The sequence below is a fragment of the Selenomonas sp. FC4001 genome (assembly GCF_000701565.1).
Classification (GTDB): Bacteria; Bacillota; Negativicutes; order Selenomonadales; family Selenomonadaceae; genus Selenomonas_A; species Selenomonas_A ruminantium_B.
Map to the genome: position 1 here is coordinate 55,381 of NZ_JNJF01000015.1, position 16,212 is coordinate 71,592.

11 protein-coding genes are annotated in these 16,212 nt (G+C 50.5%); 9 read left to right on the forward strand and 2 right to left on the reverse strand.

Annotated elements, in window-relative coordinates:
* Positions 1 to 261: 261 nt before the first annotated feature.
* The 6 genes from rpoB to T320_RS07870 all read left to right on the forward strand — a co-directional run bounded on the left by rpoB (position 262) and on the right by T320_RS07870 (position 11,357).
* Complete coding sequence (rpoB, locus tag T320_RS07845) at positions 262 to 3,981, forward strand: DNA-directed RNA polymerase subunit beta (protein ID WP_026760218.1); 3,720 nt, start codon at positions 262 to 264, stop codon at positions 3,979 to 3,981.
* 18 nt (positions 3,982 to 3,999) lie between these two features.
* Complete coding sequence (gene rpoC / locus T320_RS07850; protein WP_037354603.1) at positions 4,000 to 7,998, forward strand: DNA-directed RNA polymerase subunit beta'; 3,999 nt, start codon at positions 4,000 to 4,002, stop codon at positions 7,996 to 7,998.
* A 124-nt stretch (positions 7,999 to 8,122) separates the two neighbouring features.
* Positions 8,123 to 8,956: an Mrp/NBP35 family ATP-binding protein gene (locus tag T320_RS07855; protein WP_037354606.1), complete on the forward strand. Its 834-nt coding sequence runs from the start codon at positions 8,123 to 8,125 to the stop codon at positions 8,954 to 8,956.
* Between the two features lie 242 nt (positions 8,957 to 9,198).
* Entirely contained in the window at positions 9,199 to 9,819 is a 621-nt protein-coding gene (locus T320_RS07860) for a recombinase family protein (RefSeq protein WP_037354609.1), read from the forward strand.
* A 206-nt stretch (positions 9,820 to 10,025) separates the two neighbouring features.
* Positions 10,026 to 10,664 (forward strand): hypothetical protein, encoded by a 639-nt coding sequence (locus T320_RS07865; RefSeq protein ID WP_037354611.1) that lies wholly within the window; start codon positions 10,026 to 10,028, stop codon positions 10,662 to 10,664.
* Between the two features lie 66 nt (positions 10,665 to 10,730).
* Positions 10,731 to 11,357: a hypothetical protein gene (locus tag T320_RS07870; protein ID WP_037354613.1), complete on the forward strand. Its 627-nt coding sequence runs from the start codon at positions 10,731 to 10,733 to the stop codon at positions 11,355 to 11,357.
* A gap of 626 nt (positions 11,358 to 11,983) precedes the next feature.
* On the opposite strand, the gene T320_RS07875 is transcribed toward T320_RS07870, so the two are convergent.
* Positions 11,984 to 12,586 (reverse strand): class I SAM-dependent methyltransferase, encoded by a 603-nt coding sequence (locus T320_RS07875; RefSeq protein ID WP_037354615.1) that lies wholly within the window; start codon positions 12,584 to 12,586, stop codon positions 11,984 to 11,986.
* Positions 12,587 to 12,712: 126 nt separating this feature from the next.
* Between T320_RS07875 and T320_RS07880 the strand changes: the two genes are divergently transcribed.
* Entirely contained in the window at positions 12,713 to 13,870 is a 1,158-nt protein-coding gene (locus T320_RS07880) for an alanyl-tRNA editing protein (RefSeq protein WP_051608664.1), read from the forward strand.
* A 1-nt stretch (position 13,871) separates the two neighbouring features.
* Positions 13,872 to 14,699: an AmmeMemoRadiSam system radical SAM enzyme gene (amrS, locus tag T320_RS07885; protein WP_037354618.1), complete on the forward strand. Its 828-nt coding sequence runs from the start codon at positions 13,872 to 13,874 to the stop codon at positions 14,697 to 14,699.
* Positions 14,700 to 14,701: 2 nt separating this feature from the next.
* On the opposite strand, the gene T320_RS07890 is transcribed toward amrS, so the two are convergent.
* Positions 14,702 to 15,550 (reverse strand): AraC family transcriptional regulator, encoded by an 849-nt coding sequence (locus T320_RS07890; RefSeq protein ID WP_026760223.1) that lies wholly within the window; start codon positions 15,548 to 15,550, stop codon positions 14,702 to 14,704.
* A gap of 152 nt (positions 15,551 to 15,702) precedes the next feature.
* Here T320_RS07890 and T320_RS07895 point away from each other — a divergent pair, with 152 nt between their 5' ends.
* Positions 15,703 to 16,029 carry a hypothetical protein gene (locus tag T320_RS07895; protein WP_037354620.1) on the forward strand — a complete coding sequence of 109 codons (327 nt, stop codon included), beginning with the start codon at positions 15,703 to 15,705 and terminating at the stop codon, positions 16,027 to 16,029.
* Positions 16,030 to 16,212: the final 183 nt, after the last annotated feature.

A 16,212-nucleotide genomic window follows, 5' to 3' on the forward strand; every position in this document is an offset into this window, starting at 1 on the left:
TTTTTTTATCACTTGTTATTTTTTCAAATTTGCCAAGGACAGGCCCTTGACAGATTTGAAGAAAGATGCTAATATTGTAAACTACAGGAAATTGAATAGGGATTAGTGTGCGCAAGCGGAAAGGAACTGGAAGCAAGGTGTAAAGTTAGGTTAGACCTTGTTTTTTTTCTTGTTCATCCATTCCGTTTCTTTAAGCGCGCTATAATGCCCTTCATTTCAAGAAATAATATTCTAGTAAAATCAGGCTAAGGGGTGAAGGATTTGTTATTTAATCCTGTGCCGGTAGGCAAAAGAACCAGGTATAGCTATGCTAAAATCAAGGAAGTCATGGAAATGCCGCATCTGCTGGATATCCAGCGGAACAGCTACCAGTGGTTCCTTGATGAAGGTTTGCAGGACATCTTTAATGACATTTCGCCGATTCAGGACTTCTCGGGCAATCTCGTGCTGTCCTTTGAGAGCTTCTCGCTGGGCGAGCCCAAGTATGAGCTCGATGAGTGCAAAGAGCGTGACGTAACGCTGGCTGCACCTATCCGCGTAAATGTTCGTCTTATCAACCGTGAGACAGGCGAAATTAAAGAACAGGAAGTATTCATGGGCGATTTCCCGCTCATGACCGATACCGGTACGTTTATCATCAATGGTGCAGAGCGTGTTATCGTCAGCCAGTTGGTTCGTTCTCCAGGTGCATATTATGGAGAGGAAATTGACCCGACGGGTAAGCATCTTTATAATGCAACGGTTATTCCGAACCGTGGTGCGTGGATTGAACTCGAAACGGATACCAATGATGTGGTTTCCGTCCGTATCGACCGTACCCGTAAGATGCCGGTGACCTACTTCATTCGCGCCCTTGGCTTTGCTACTGATGAAGAAATCATTGACCTCTTTGGTGAAGATCCCCGCATCATGAACACGTTGGAACGTGATGGCGAGGATGTAAAATCCCAGGGCAAGGCTGTAATCGAAATTTACCGCCGTCTGCGTCCGGGTGAACCCGCCAATGAAGACAATGCTCAGCAGCTGCTGGATTCGCTGTTCTTTGACCCGAAGCGCTATGACCTCGCTACGGTTGGCCGTTACAAGCTGACCAAGAAGCTGGGCTGGAAGCGCCGTATCCTGGGCAAAGTGCTGGCAGAACCCATTGTGGATAAGGAAACGGGCGAAATCGTCATTCCGCAGGGCGAAGTGGTTACGGAAGACATGCTGGATGCCGTTGACATCGAGCGTGAACGTCAGATTTTCGGCGAAGGTGAAATCGTTCAGCTCTATCTGCTGAAGAAAGATGGCAGCCGTATGAAACTGCTGTGCTCGCCGACGCTCGATATCCATGACCGTACCATCACGAAGAACGATATCATTGCGTCCATTAACTACCTGCTGAACCTCATGGATGGTGTAGGCAATACGGATGATATCGACCATCTGGGCAACCGCCGCGTACGTGCTGTGGGCGAACTCCTGCAGAATCAGTTCCGCATCGGTCTATCCCGTATGGAACGTGTCGTTCGTGAGCGCATGACCATTCAGGATGTGGATGTTATCACGCCGCAGGCACTCATCAACATCCGTCCGGTTGTGGCAGCTATCAAGGAATTCTTTGGTTCCTCCCAGCTGTCCCAGTTCATGGACCAGCACAACCCGCTGTCCGAACTTACGCATAAGCGTCGTCTGTCGGCCCTCGGCCCGGGCGGTCTGTCCCGTGAGCGTGCAGGCTTCGAAGTCCGCGACGTACACAACTCTCACTACGGCCGTATGTGCCCGGTAGAGTCTCCTGAAGGTCCGAACATCGGTCTTATCGGTTCTCTGGCTACTTATGCCCGCGTGAACCAGTTTGGCTTCATGGAAACGCCGTACCGCCGTGTGGACAAGGAAACCCACCGTGTAACGGATGAAGTGCGTTACCTCACCGCTGATGAAGAGGATGAGCTCGTAATCGCACAGGCCAACGAACCGCTCGACGAAAACGAATGGTTCGTTAACCCGCGTGTAACGGCCCGTTTCAATGAGGAAACCGGTCTGCATACCCGCGAATCCGTTGACTACATGGACGTTAGCCCGCGCCAGGTGTTCTCCATTGCAACGGCTATGATTCCGTTCCTGGAAAACGACGATGCGAACCGTGCCCTCATGGGTGCGAACATGCAGCGTCAGGCTGTACCTCTGCTCCGTACGCAGGCACCGCTCGTTGGTACTGGTATGGAATACAAGGCAGCCTGCGACTCCGGCGTTATGATTCTGGCTAAGCGCGCCGGTGTGGTTGAAAATGTAACGGCTGATTACATTGAAGTCCGCACGAAGAATGGCGAACTTGACCATTACAAACTCCAGAAATTTATCCGTTCCAACCAGGGAACTTGCATAAATCAGATTCCTATCGTCTACAAAGGCGATGAAGTCGTGGAAAAACAGCCCATCGCTGACGGCCCGGCTACGGACCACGGCGAACTGGCACTGGGTTACAACATCGTTGTTGCCTACATGCCTTGGGAAGGTTACAACTACGAGGACGCCGTACTTCTGTCCGAAAACCTCGTAAAACGCGACCTTTATACGTCCATTCATATTGAAGAATACGAATGCGATGCCCGCGACACGAAACTCGGCCCTGAAGAAATCACCCGTGATATTCCGAATGTGGCGGAAGAAGCACTCAAAGACCTCGACGAAGAAGGTATCATCCGCATTGGTGCCGATGTACGTCCTGGCGATATCCTCGTCGGTAAGGTTACGCCGAAAGGCGAAACGGAACTTACCGCTGAAGAACGCCTGCTGCGCGCCATCTTCGGTGAAAAGGCCCGTGAAGTTCGCGACACTTCCCTGCGTGTACCGCATGGTGAACAGGGTAAGATCGTTGACGTTAAGATTTTCACCCGTGAAAACAACGATGAACTGCCGCCTGGCGTAAACCGTCTGGTACGCGTTTACATCGCACAGAAACGTAAGATTTCTGTCGGCGATAAGATGGCAGGTCGTCATGGTAACAAGGGTGTCGTTTCCCGCATTATGCGCCAGGAAGATATGCCGTTCCTGCCGGATGGTACGCCGGTTGATATCGTGCTGAACCCGCTGGGCGTGCCGTCTCGAATGAACATCGGTCAGATCCTCGAAGCTCATTTGGGTATGGCTGTTAAGGTCCTCGGTCAGCAGATTAAGGATGGCGATCCGACGGTTGAAGCACGCCTGCGTGAAGCTGGTTATGACTTCGACAAGAACGGTATGCCGATTCCGGATGTTGCAGGCCTTCATATCGCTACGCCGGTATTTGACGGTGCAAGCGATGAAGCTGTATTTGGTACGATTCGTGCGGCAGGTCTTGCTGACGATGCCAAGACGGTCCTCTATGATGGCCGAACTGGTGAGCCGTTCGAAAACCGCGTAACCGTTGGCTGCACGTACTTCCTTAAACTGCATCATCTGGTTGCCGATAAGATTCATGCCCGTTCTACCGGCCCGTACTCCCTCGTTACGCAGCAGCCGCTGGGTGGTAAAGCTCAGTTCGGTGGTCAGCGTTTCGGTGAAATGGAAGTTTGGGCGCTGGAAGCATACGGCGCCGCTTACACGCTGCAGGAAATCCTGACGGTTAAGTCCGATGACGTGGTAGGCCGTGTTAAGGCTTACGAAGCAATCGTCAAGGGCGAAAACATCCCTGAACCGGGTGTACCGGAGTCCTTCAAGGTACTCATTAAGGAACTGCAGTCCATTGGCCTCGATATCAAGGTTCTCAACGAAGATGCCAAGGAAATCTCCTTGCAGGATGAGGACGACGAAGATATCAACGAAACGGCTAAGAAACTTGATTTTGACGTGGCTGGCGTTGACCCCACGCAGGAAGGTGCTGCTGCACCGAAAACGGAAGACTCCTATGATGAGGGAGCACCTTCGGATGATGAGAAGCCGGACGACATCATTGCCGATATCGGCAGCCTCGGTTCCATTGTAGAACCTGGCGCAGAAGATACGGATAATGGTGAGGAATAAGAAGGGAGTGTCATCTCTTTGCTGGATGTAAATAATTTTGATTCGATGCGCATCGGTCTGGCCTCTCCGGACAAAATCCGCGAGTGGTCCTACGGTGAGGTCAAGAAGCCGGAGACCATCAACTATCGTACGCTCAAACCGGAGCGCGATGGTCTGTTCTGCGAGCGTATCTTTGGCCCGACCCGTGACTGGGAATGCCATTGCGGTAAGTACAAGCGTATCCGCTATAAGGGCATTGTCTGCGACCGCTGCGGCGTTGAAGTCACTCGCGCGAAAGTCCGCCGCGAGCGCATGGGACATATCGAACTGGCTGCGCCGGTTTCACATATTTGGTATTTCAAGGGCATTCCGAGCCGCATGGGCCTGATCCTCGACATCAGCCCGCGTGCGCTGGAAAAAGTTCTGTACTTCGCGTACTACATCGTGCTGGATTCTGGTGAAAACACCGACCTCACGAAGAAGAGCCTGCTCTCTGAAAAAGAATACCATGATGCTTTGGAAAAATATGGCAACACCTTCCGTGTTGGCATGGGTGCCGAAGCAATCAAAGAACTCCTCGATGAGCTTGACTTGGAACGCATGAGCGAAGTTCTGCGCAAGGAAGTCCGCACGGCTTCCGGACAGAAGAAGATTCGTGCCATTCGCCGTCTGGAAGTTGTGGAAGCATTCCGCAAGTCCGGCAACAAGCCGTCCTGGATGATTATGGATGTTGTTCCGGTTATTCCGCCGGAACTGCGCCCGATGGTACAGCTCGATGGCGGCCGTTTTGCAACGTCCGACCTCAACGACCTCTATCGTCGTGTAATCAACCGTAACAACCGTCTGAAGCGCCTGCTCGACCTCGGTGCACCGGACATCATTGTCCGCAACGAGAAACGCATGCTGCAGGAAGCTGTTGACGCCCTGATTGATAACGGCCGCCGTGGCCGCCCTGTAACGGGCCCGGGCAACCGTCCGCTGAAATCCCTTTCCGACATGCTGAAAGGTAAGCAGGGCCGCTTCCGTCAGAACCTTCTCGGTAAGCGCGTTGACTACTCCGGCCGTTCCGTTATCGTCGTAGGCCCGGAACTGAAACTCCATCAGTGCGGCCTGCCGAAGGAAATGGCTCTGGAACTCTTCAAGCCCTTCGTTATGAAAAAGCTGGTTTCCTCGGGAGCCGCTCACAATATCAAATCGGCTAAGCGCATGGTAGAACGTGCTAAACCTGAGGTTTGGGATGTTCTCGAAGGCGTAATCAAAGAGCATCCGGTTCTCTTGAACCGTGCCCCGACGCTGCATCGTCTGGGTATCCAGGCTTTCGAGCCGGTACTCACCGAAGGCCGCGCTTTGAAGCTGCATCCGCTGGCTTGTACGGCATACAACGCTGACTTCGACGGTGACCAGATGGCTATCCATCTGCCGCTGTCCTCCGAAGCACAGACGGAAGCCCGCATCCTGATGCTGGCTGCTAACCACATCCTTGCTCCTAAGGATGGTAAGCCAATCATCGTTCCTTCTCAGGACATGGTTCTGGGTTCCTATTACCTGACCAACATCCGTCCTGGTGCCAAGGGCGAAGGCAAGGTGCTCACGGGCATTGCCGAAGCACTGCTGGCTTATCAGCAGCATGACCTCGACCTGCAGGCTGCTATTCAGTGCCGCATCGATGGTTATGGCCTCGTTAAGACTTCTTTGGGCCGCATGATTTTCAATGAAATCCTGCCCAAGGAAATCCGTTACTTCTACAAGGATAAAGAATCCGACCAGTGGTGCCTGGGCGTTCTGATGAACAAGAAGGAACTGGGCAAGCTCGTTGCCAAGTGCTACAACGCCTTTGGTGCTACGGAAACGGCTCACGTTATCGATGACGTTAAGAACCTCGGCTATCACTACGCCTGCGTAGCTGGTATGACCGTTGCTATCTCCGACGTTATCGTGCCGCCGAAGAAGAAGACCATCATCAACGACACGCAGCAGATTGTCAACAAGGTTGAACGCCGCTATGACCGCGGTCTTATCACCGAAGAAGAACGTTATCACAAGGTTGTTGACCTCTGGTCCAAGGCTACGGATGACGTGGCTGACGCCATGATGGACAACATGGACGCCTTCAACCCGATCTTCATGATGGCTGACTCCGGTGCCCGTGGTAACAAACAGCAGATGCGTCAGCTGGCCGGTATGCGCGGTCTGATGGCTGACCCGTCTGGTAAAATCATCGACTTGCCAATCACGGCAAACTTCCGTGAAGGCCTGTCCGTATCCGATTACTTTATTTCTTCCCATGGTGCCCGTAAGGGTCTGGCCGATACCGCACTGCGTACGGCTGACTCCGGTTACCTGACCCGCCGTCTCGTAGACGTGGCACAGGATGTAATCGTCCGTGAGGAAGACTGCGATATCTCCACGCTGAACATGGTTCAGGCTCGTGCACGTCTTGCCGAGTCCACCTTCGATGCGCTGGAAATCCTCAACGACAGCCTGATGGGCCGTCTGTTGGGGGCCGATGTTCTCGACCCGGAAACCAAGGAAGTGCTCTTTGCGCGCGACACCATTCTGGACGAGGAAAAACTGGCCGTTATCGGCGAGAAGGAAGTTCGCGAAATCATGGTTCGCGGTTCTTCTCTGGCCTCCGAAGCTGCTATCAGCAACGCCATGATTACCGAAGCCATCACTTTGGGCGAGCCGGATGAGGCTGCCCGTGCCAAGGCTAAGGATTCCATGATTCACGAAATGAGCGGCAAGGATGTTACCCGTGATGTGGTTGACTCCGCAAATGCTGTAGTAGTAGCTGCCGGCACTAAGCTGACGGCTGAACTCATCGACACGATTCTGGCTTCCGACGCTAAGGAAATCCGCGTGCGCAACAACAACGTCCGCGGTATCGAAGTTGAGGCTATCAAGGAAGGCGATGGTATCATCGAATCCTTGGCCGAACGTATCGTTGGCCGTGTGCTGGCTGAAAACATCGATGACCCGGCTACGGGTGAACGCATTGCCTCCATCAACGACACCGTTGATGAAGATATGGCAAAACGCATTGAAAAAGTGCGTGACCACGTTTCCATCCGCAGCGTGCTCACCTGTAAGTCTCAGTTCGGCGTCTGCATCAAGTGCTATGGCCGTGACCTGGCTAATCAGGCTGAGGTTGAAATCGGTGAAGCAGTTGGTATCATCGCTGCTCAGTCCATCGGTGAACCGGGTACACAGCTCACCATGCGTACGTTCCACTCCGGCGGTGTTGCCGGTGACGATATCACCCAGGGTCTTCCGCGTGTCGAAGAATTGTTCGAAGCACGTAAGCCGAAGCACCATGCCATCATCGCAGAGATTGAAGGCCGTGCCGAAGTTGAAGACTCCGGTAAGGGTATGCGCAAGGTTACGATTGTACCAGACGAAGGCGAAGCCCGCGAATATGCAATCCCGTATGGCGCCCGTATGGCAGCTAAGCAGGGCATGCATTTGAAACCGGGTGACAAACTCACCGAAGGTTCCATCAACCCGCACGATATCCTGCGTGTCTGCGGTCTGCAGGCAACCCAGCGTTACCTGGTATACGAAGTACAGAAAGTGTATAAGTCCCAGGGCGTTGAGATTAACGATAAGCATATCGAAGTTATGGTTCGTCAGATGCTCCACAAGGTTAAGATTGAGGAATCCGGCAGCACGGATTTCCTGCCTGGCGAATACATCGACATCAACCAGTTCGAGGCTGCCAATACCAAGGCAATCGAGGAAGACGGCGAACCCGCTGTGGCAAAACCGATTCTCCTCGGTATTACCAAGGCATCTCTGGCTACCGATTCCTTCATGTCGGCTGCTTCCTTCCAGGAAACCACCCGTGTACTCACGGATGCCGCCATCAAGGGCAAGGTTGACCCGCTTATCGGCCTCAAGGAAAATGTTATCATCGGTAAGCTGATTCCGGCTGGTACGGGTATGAGCCGTTACCGCAACCTTAAGATTGTGGATAAGGACCCGAAACCGGTAGAAGAAGTTGCTGAAGAAACTGTGGAAACCGATACGGTAGAAGCATAATAGAACATAAAAGACTACTTGGGAAGCCTTCCCTTTTGGGGAAGGGGGACCGCGTAGCGGTGGATGAGGTTCAAAGGTAGTCAATACCTTTGAACCTCATTTTATATTTTAGGAGGTATGTTCAATGGCTGAAGAATGTAATCATGATTGTAGTTCCTGCGGTACCACCTGTGGCGCCGATACCCGTCCGAAGGATTTGCATGAAGCGCCGCATGAGCTCAGTGATATCCGTCATGTCATTGCAGTAGTCAGTGGCAAGGGCGGTGTTGGCAAGTCGTTGGTGACAGGCCTGCTGTCTGTGGCGATGTCCCGCAAAGGCAAGCATGTGGGCATTATGGATGCAGATATTACCGGCCCTTCCATCCCAAAGATGTTTGGTGTCAGTGGTGAAGTGCGTGGCAGTGAAAAGGGAGCATACCCAGTGACCACTGCCGGCGGTATCGACATCGTCAGCATGAACCTCCTGCTCGATGATGATACGGACCCAGTCGTATGGCGCGGCCCCATCATCAGCGGTGTGGTTAAGCAGTTCTGGCATGATTTCATCTGGGAAGACGTGGACTATATGTTCGTGGATATGCCTCCCGGAACTGGTGATGTGCCGCTGACGGTTATGCAGTCCATCAAACTGGATGGCATCATCATCGTCACGAGCCCGCAGGAACTCGTGTCCATGATTGTGGAAAAGGCCGTGAAGATGGCCGAAGCCATGAAGGTGCCTATCCTGGGCCTCGTGGAAAATATGAGCTACTTTGAATGCCCCGACTGTGGCAAACGCCATGCAATCTATGGTCAGAGTCATATTGAGGAAATTGCCCAAGAATACAACCTCGATGTGCTGGGCCGCATCCCCATCCAGCCTGCTCTGGCAGCAGAATGTGATGCTGGGCAGATTGAGACTACCGAGGCCGATTACCTCGACGAAGCAACGGCAAAACTTCTTGCTTTAGATGAATAAGTAAATATCCCAACGCGACAGTGCGTTACCACAAAAGGTTCTGCGAGATTTCTTGCAGAGCCTTTTGTTTTTACATCTTGTTTTTGACTTGTCAAATTTCAAGAGAGCCGCAGGGGATAATCCTGCGGCTATTTACATGTTTGTAAGGAGGGAGTAAATGATATATAAATTTTCTCTGTAATCAAGGATTCCTCTAAAATTAATATGTTGTTCTAGCATAGTTTTGAATGGAGGAATTGCTTATGAAAAAGAACACGAAAGGCACTATCTATGGCTACATCCGCGTATCTACTGTCGCTCAGCGGGATGACCGGCAGTGGATAGCACTGACGGATTTCGGGATTCCGAAGAAGTGCATCTTTGTGGATAAGCAAAGCGGCAAGGATTTTGACCGCCCAGCCTACACGAAGATGATGAAACGCCTTGGCCACGGCGATACATTAGTGGTAAAGAGTCTGGACAGGCTGGGGCGCAACTACGACGAAATGACCCGTCAGCTGGACATCATCACCAAGGAAAAGGAGGCTGCCATTGTGGTCATCGACCTGCCTCTCCTCGATACCCGCAATAAATACGGGGATGACCTCACGGCAAAACTCATCTCCAATCTGGTCATTCAAGTCTTTTCCTACGTGGCGGAAACGGAGCGGAACATGAACCACCAGCGCACCATGGAGGGACTGGCAGCAGCCCGGGCAAGAGGCGTAACCCTGGGGAGAAAGCCCATGGAGAAACCAGCGGGCTTTCCAGCTATCCATGCGCAGTGGGAAGCCGGAAAAGTCTCCGCCCGCAAGGCTGCGGAGGCGCTGGGCGTCTCAACGCCCACATTCCTAAAGTGGGCCAATGCGTCAACTGACGCGTGAACGTAAAAAAATCCATGGAATCATTTACGCCCCATGGAATCCTTGATTTGCATGAAATTATCGTTGTTTTTGGTCTTATTTCGGCATTTCACCTCAATTTCCTGCTAAATTACAGAATTTTTTTACTGTTAATATAACGATGGTATTATTTACGCCCTGTGCCATGAAATGCTTTACGCAGTTGCTACAGGAAAGGAAGGGAGATTATGTTGGATTTCATTAATACCGCAACAAGTATCGTTTTTGCTTGTACTTTTATTGGATTTCTTTATTTATGGTGGAAAAAACGAAAAGCACGTATTGCGGCAGGTGATGATTATTTAACTGATGCGACATATCAAAAATACAGCAATATAAAACGTAAGGTGGGGATAGTATGTTTAGTAGCTGCTGTGCTTAATTTCATTACACCATTATCGCCTGAAAGAGAAGCGGAATATGATAAATCAGCCAAGAATTTTGTTGCGAAACAAGAGTCAAAGAAGCTAGAGAAGTTTCAAAAAGAAGCAGATGAGATGTTTGAAAAATTAGATGCTATTACACCTAAGAAAGCAGATGAAGCAGGATTAAGCTTTCAAATATTTTGCGTAGGTTGCACATATTGCGGAAAAATATCTGCTGTTACTATAAGCGGTGGAGTTAATGAAAAAATCATTTCTGGTTCTGGTATTCTAAATGATAAATTCTTTAATGATAAATGCAAAAAAAGTCCGGACGGAAAACACACTATGCCGAGTTTGTATCATAGACATTATTCATATAGGCCTTCCTCTAAAAAATGGGAGCTAACTAAAGAGGTTCGTGACAAAGACCTTTACATACAATGTTTATTAAAACAACAGTAAAAAATGACGGATGTAAAGAAAGTGATATACATTTGTAAAGCAATTTTAAGGGGGCTGGTGACTATTATGAAAAAGAAGATTTTGGCGGCTATTTTTAGTGGATTGGTACTTTGGGGCGGAAGTTACGGCATATCATCAGCGCAGGAAGTATTAATCCATGACCAACAATATGGTGCTCCGTATTGGATAATGACGGAAACAATATCGCAGACGAACAATGTCATTACGGCTGATGTTGGCTATGGTCAGAATAAAAGCCGCAAGCATACTTATAAATTCATGCAAAAGGATAATGTATGGTACTGTCAAAATCCGGGTTCATGGAACAAGTGGGTAAAAGTAGAAGCTATTTCGTCGGATAACGATATATTGTATGTTGTCTTACAGAATTTAAGAAATATAGTTTTAGACTATGGAGAAACGGTTGGAAACCTTCATGCTAAGTGGTATGTAGATTTGAATAGTTTACAAAAAGCAGATAAGGAAATTAAGATACGCGTTGGATTAGCTACTGAGCATTATGATGTTAAGGATAGACATTATCATTTTATGAAAGCTAATGATAAATGGCTTTTTAGGTGGAATACTCCAGCAGCTGGCAAGCATGATACGGAAAGTTCCGGCAGTGTATGGCAGAATGTGGCAACAGAAAGATTAGCAAACGATATACTTTATATTGCTTTGAGTCATTAAGAAGCGATTACCATGAGAATAATAAAATAATTTTCCATAAGCAAAAGCTGGAACTTGCCCCGTCAAGTTCCAGCTTTTTCGTGTCTATGGTTATGGATGACAAAACTTGCAGGCCATATACCCGTCATTTATAGCTGCCTCCCGGGAACTATACGGAATGAAATTCTCCGGGTGCTTGATGGTGCGACAGGTGCTGTAAAATATAGATTTTTTGTTCACGATACGCGCACATTGTAGCGGATTTGTGCTATACTATTTTTGCCGCAACCTCTTACCATGGGAATCCCACGGCAGCGAGGGAGGTGAAATTCGTGGCGGAGAATCTTATCATTTCATTTGTCATAGGTATTGCCAGCAGCCTGGTAGCAGCATGGCTCTATGACAGGATCCGTAACAGCGGCAACAGGTAACCCTGTCTGAAGTCTGGCCCTACCAACCAGGCGGATGACGCAAAAAGCGCCAGTGCATTGCATTGGCGCTTTTTGGCAAAGAAAAAAAGAGTCTTACAGGTTACCAAGCTGAAGACTCTTTTTCGGTGTAAACTCGTGGTTCAACCCAATCATTTCATTTGTAGTCTAATTATACCATTTCCGTTATATACTAGCAAGAAATATTACGCAAAATTTCTATAGATGACTGAGCCGGAACACCAGCAGTTTTTCCCGTGGGTCGCTGTATTTTTCTCCGGGGCGGCAGTCGATGATGTCAATGAGTGTCAGATGGGAGAGCTCCGCGAGGTATTCGGTGTAGGCCGGGGATGGGTAGTAGAAAATCAGGAGAATATCTCTGGGCGCGTTTTTGCAGGAGTCTTGCAGATTGTCCAGCACGGTGCTGAGGATTTCTACGGCGAAGGGATTGAAGAAGAAGCAGCGGTCCACTTGCTCGGGAACGGTGAAGTTGACTGCATCCTGTTGGAGCAGGGTAACCCGATTGCCCCGCGGGGCGGTTTGCTGATTGGTACAGGCTCTTTCGTAGAGGCGCGGATTGTACTCAATGCCGATGGCGTGGCATTTTGTCTGGCTCGTGAGGAAAAAGCTGACCCGGCCTTTGCCACAGCCGTAGTCCACCACGGTGTTGCGCTTGTCAATATAGCCGCTGCGGGCGAGCTGTTCGAGTACGGTGTAATCGGTCGGTTCATAGGGATAGCGCACCAAGTCGGAAATGGTGTCATCCCGTCCCGTGGTCTTGATATGCAGCAGTTTGTCCCAGTCGTTTTCCAGGTCGGTCATAAGGTTTAGAGGCTCCTTTGCGATAATGATTGATTTATTTTATCGTATCAATGAAAGGTTTTCAATGGGGGAGGAAAAGGATATTTTCCTGCAGTCACGAATTATTTTTTGTGGAGGGTGAGGCTTATGACGGAAAAATTATTTTTGGAAGATGTGCTGCAGCGCAGTTCTGAGGCTGTGGTTACGGATTGTGTGGAATTAAAGACGGGCTTTGGCATTGTGCTTGACCAGACGGTTTTTTATCCCGAAGGGGGCGGGCAGCTTAGCGATACAGGAAAATTAATTTGCGGTGACCGGGAAGTTGTGGTCACGCATGTCCGGGAGACAGAGGGACGCGTCCTTCACGAGACGGCGGAGCCTTTGCCAGTTGGTACGCAGGTGCTGGCAGAAATTGACTGGCAAACGCGCTTTGACCATATGCAGCAGCATTGTGGGGAGCACCTGCTGTCCTATGGTTTCTGGAAAATTTGCGGGGCCGATAATGTGGGCTTTCATATGTCGCCGGAGATGGTGACGATTGATTTGAGTCGTGAGGTGACAAGCGCGGAAATCGCGCAGGTGGAGGCGCTGGCCAATCTGCATATTCAGGAGAACCGCCCCATAAGAGCAGAATGGATGGAGGCCGAGAAAGCGGCCAAGTGCGCCACCCGCAAGTTTAATGACAAACTCACCGGGCCTGTGCGGGTGGTGCAGATTGAAGGCAGTGATGCCTGTACCTGCTGTGGCACCCATCCGCCCGTGACAGGCATGGTGGGGTTGGTAAAAATTTTCAAGGCGGAAAAGCATAAGCAAGGAACGCGGATTTATTTCCTCTGCGGGCGGCTGGCCATGGAAAAAATCAGTCGCTGCTGGCAGGAATTAAATGGTGCGGTGCAGCTCCTATCCCTTAAAGATGAGGAAATCCGTCTGGGGGTGGAGCGGCTGCAAGATGAAATTAAGGAGCTCAAGGAAAAGTTGTCTGGAGCCGAACTTCGCTGGGTACAGGAAAAAGCCCGCCAGCTGTTACAGGATACGCCAATTACGGAAGGTTTGAAGTCCATTACCCTGCAGGAAGAAGAAATTTCTGCGGACGCGGCCAGAAAGCTGGCGCAGGTTTTGAGCGAAGACCCGCAGGCAGAGGTTACGATTTATTATCCAAGTGGCGGCCGGATGAATTATGTGCTGGCTAGTGGCAGTGAAGTGAAGGTTAGCTGCCGGGAACGGATTAAGGCGATTAATGAGCGGCTCGGAGGCCGGGGCGGGGGCAAGGATAATTTTGCCCAAGGCAGTGCAGAGGTGAGATAGCGTGTTGACATGTCAACTTTGTCCCCATCATTGCAAGCTGGCGGAAGGACAGGTGGGATATTGCCGGACCCGGCGCAATGATGGGGGCGTAGTGCGGAGTTTGAGTTATGGGCAGGTGACTTCGCTGGCGCTGGACCCTATAGAGAAGAAGCCCCTTTATCATTTTTATCCCGGTACGGTGATTTTGTCCGTGGGAAGTTTTGGCTGCAATATGCGCTGTCCCTTTTGTCAGAATTACAGCATATCGCAGGATGACGGGGGCGAGGTGCAGGGCTATCTGGCACCGGAAAAATTGGCGGAACTGGCGGTGGAGGTGCAAAGGAAGCATGGCAGTATCGGCGTGGCTTTTACCTATAATGAACCGTTGCTGAGCTTTGAGTATTTGCTGGATGTGGCGCCGCTTTTGCGGGCGGCGGGGCAGAAGGTGGTATTGGTCAGCAATGGGCAGATTGAGGCGGAACCTTTGTGCAAGTTATTGCCGCTGCTTGATGCCGCCAATATTGATTTGAAAGCCTTTAATGCGGCAACCTACCAATGGATGGGCGGCTCCTTGGAGGCGGCGCAGAGAACCATCCGGATGATGGCGGAGGTCGGCGTTCATGTGGAGGTCACTACTTTGGTCATTCCCGGCAAAAATGACGGCATGGAGGAATTTCGGGCAGAAACAGAGTGGTTGGCAGGGATAAGTCCAGAGATACCTCTGCATCTGTCCCGCTATTTCCCCCGCTATCAGTGCGCAATCGAAATGACGCCCCTGGCCACTTTGCAGCAGTTGCAAAAAGTGGCGCTGGAGCGTCTGCAGTATGTGTATTTGGGCAATGTCCGTTAGGCTCACTGCTTCCGATAATCCCGCGGGGCGCATTTGAACATTTCCTTGAAGGCCCGGGAGAAGGTGGAGTAGTCGGCAAAGCCCACTTCCTCGCAGATGTTGGTGATGGACATATCGGTTTTGAGTAAATCGCGGGCCAAAAGCAGCCGTTTGCTGCGGATGTACTGGTGGATGCCGTAACCGGTATCGGCCTTGAACTTGCGCATGAGGTAGAACTTGCTGATATAGGCTCTGGCCGCCAAATCGTCAATGGAAAGTTCCTCGGCCAGATGGGCGTTGATATAGGAAAGGATTTCCTGAATCTTGGGGTCGTAGCTGGCACTGGTGAGGCCCGAGAGTTCATGCTCATGCAGGGACCGGTTCAGCAGAATCATAAACTCAATAAACATGATTTCCGTGAACAGTCCGTTGGCAAAGCCCTGCCCGCGGGCTGTTTTTTCGAGCTTGTCCATATGAAAGAGCAGGTCATGGCTCGTGCCGGGGGGCTGCTGCATGACGCTGCTGTTTTCGCGGGCATAGGCAAAGCACTGGGCAAGGTCGGTATGCTCGGCATCTTGTTCCTGCCAGCGGCGCAGGAAATCCGGTGCCACGTAGATGACGATACGCTCGTAATCTTTCGCTTCATCGGTGAAGACGGGACGGTGGATTTCTCCCGCGGTGACAAAGACGATGTCCCGTGGGGCCAGATGGTAGGTCTTGCCTTCGATGACATAATCCACAGCACCGTCGAGGAACATAATGATTTTATGGAAATCGTGATAATGGAAGGGTATGGGTTTCAGGGCGGCATCTTTCAGGCGGAATACCCGAAAGTCGCTGACCAGATAACCCTTCTTCTCGTAATCGCTCATGGTTTCACTCCTCATGCTGGACTTGCCTCTAGTATAGTACATTATTTGCAATATTGAAAGCATAAATTCAACTTTTATTGCAAATATGCACTTGCTATAATATAGACAGTGAATAAATCAGAGACGCGAAGTCAGAAAGGCCGGTGAGCAGGATGTTGTTAGTTCGTTTGTATCGTGTGGAGGATAAGGAAGTCATGGTTATGGATGGCACGAATGGTTATATGCCGGAAACGGGCGCTATCCGCCTGCTGGCCAGCCGCGATTACGGTGTGGGCGCTGACCGGGTGATTGTCTACTGTGGCAAGCAGAACCGCGAAGGCTTCCGTGCCTTTGCTGCTGATGGCAGCGAAATGGAACTGACGGCAGAGGATTGCCTGCTGCTCTCCCGCCAACAGGCAGACATTGAAGTGCGGCTGACGGATTACTTCGTGGGCCGTATGCGTCAGGCTGATGAGGAGAAACTGGCAGCAGCCTGTTGATAAATAAAATTTTCTGCAATCATTAGAAGGAAAACTGAATCGTAGCGAGAAATAAGCCTATGGAATATCTGGTAAAAGCCTATATTACGATAAAAATAGTTTATATAGGTTTTTATCGGATTTTGTCGTATTCCCTAGAAGGGGGAGTACAATCCGTCCATAGGTTTTTTTGTTGCAGTTCAG

Bases quoted from the DNA above. Each gene is read 5' to 3' on its own strand.
- T320_RS07855 (WP_037354606.1), top strand. From the start codon at position 8,123: ATGGCTGAAGAATGTAATCATGATTGTAGTTCCTGCGGTACCACCTGT.
- T320_RS07860 (WP_037354609.1), top strand. From the start codon at position 9,199: ATGAAAAAGAACACGAAAGGCACTATCTATGGCTACATCCGCGTATCT.
- T320_RS07865 (WP_037354611.1), top strand. From the start codon at position 10,026: ATGTTGGATTTCATTAATACCGCAACAAGTATCGTTTTTGCTTGTACT.
- T320_RS07870 (WP_037354613.1), top strand. From the start codon at position 10,731: ATGAAAAAGAAGATTTTGGCGGCTATTTTTAGTGGATTGGTACTTTGG.
- T320_RS07875 (WP_037354615.1), bottom strand. From the start codon at position 12,586: ATGACCGACCTGGAAAACGACTGGGACAAACTGCTGCATATCAAGACC.
- T320_RS07880 (WP_051608664.1), top strand. From the start codon at position 12,713: ATGACGGAAAAATTATTTTTGGAAGATGTGCTGCAGCGCAGTTCTGAG.
- T320_RS07890 (WP_026760223.1), bottom strand. From the start codon at position 15,550: ATGAGCGATTACGAGAAGAAGGGTTATCTGGTCAGCGACTTTCGGGTA.
- T320_RS07895 (WP_037354620.1), top strand. From the start codon at position 15,703: ATGTTGTTAGTTCGTTTGTATCGTGTGGAGGATAAGGAAGTCATGGTT.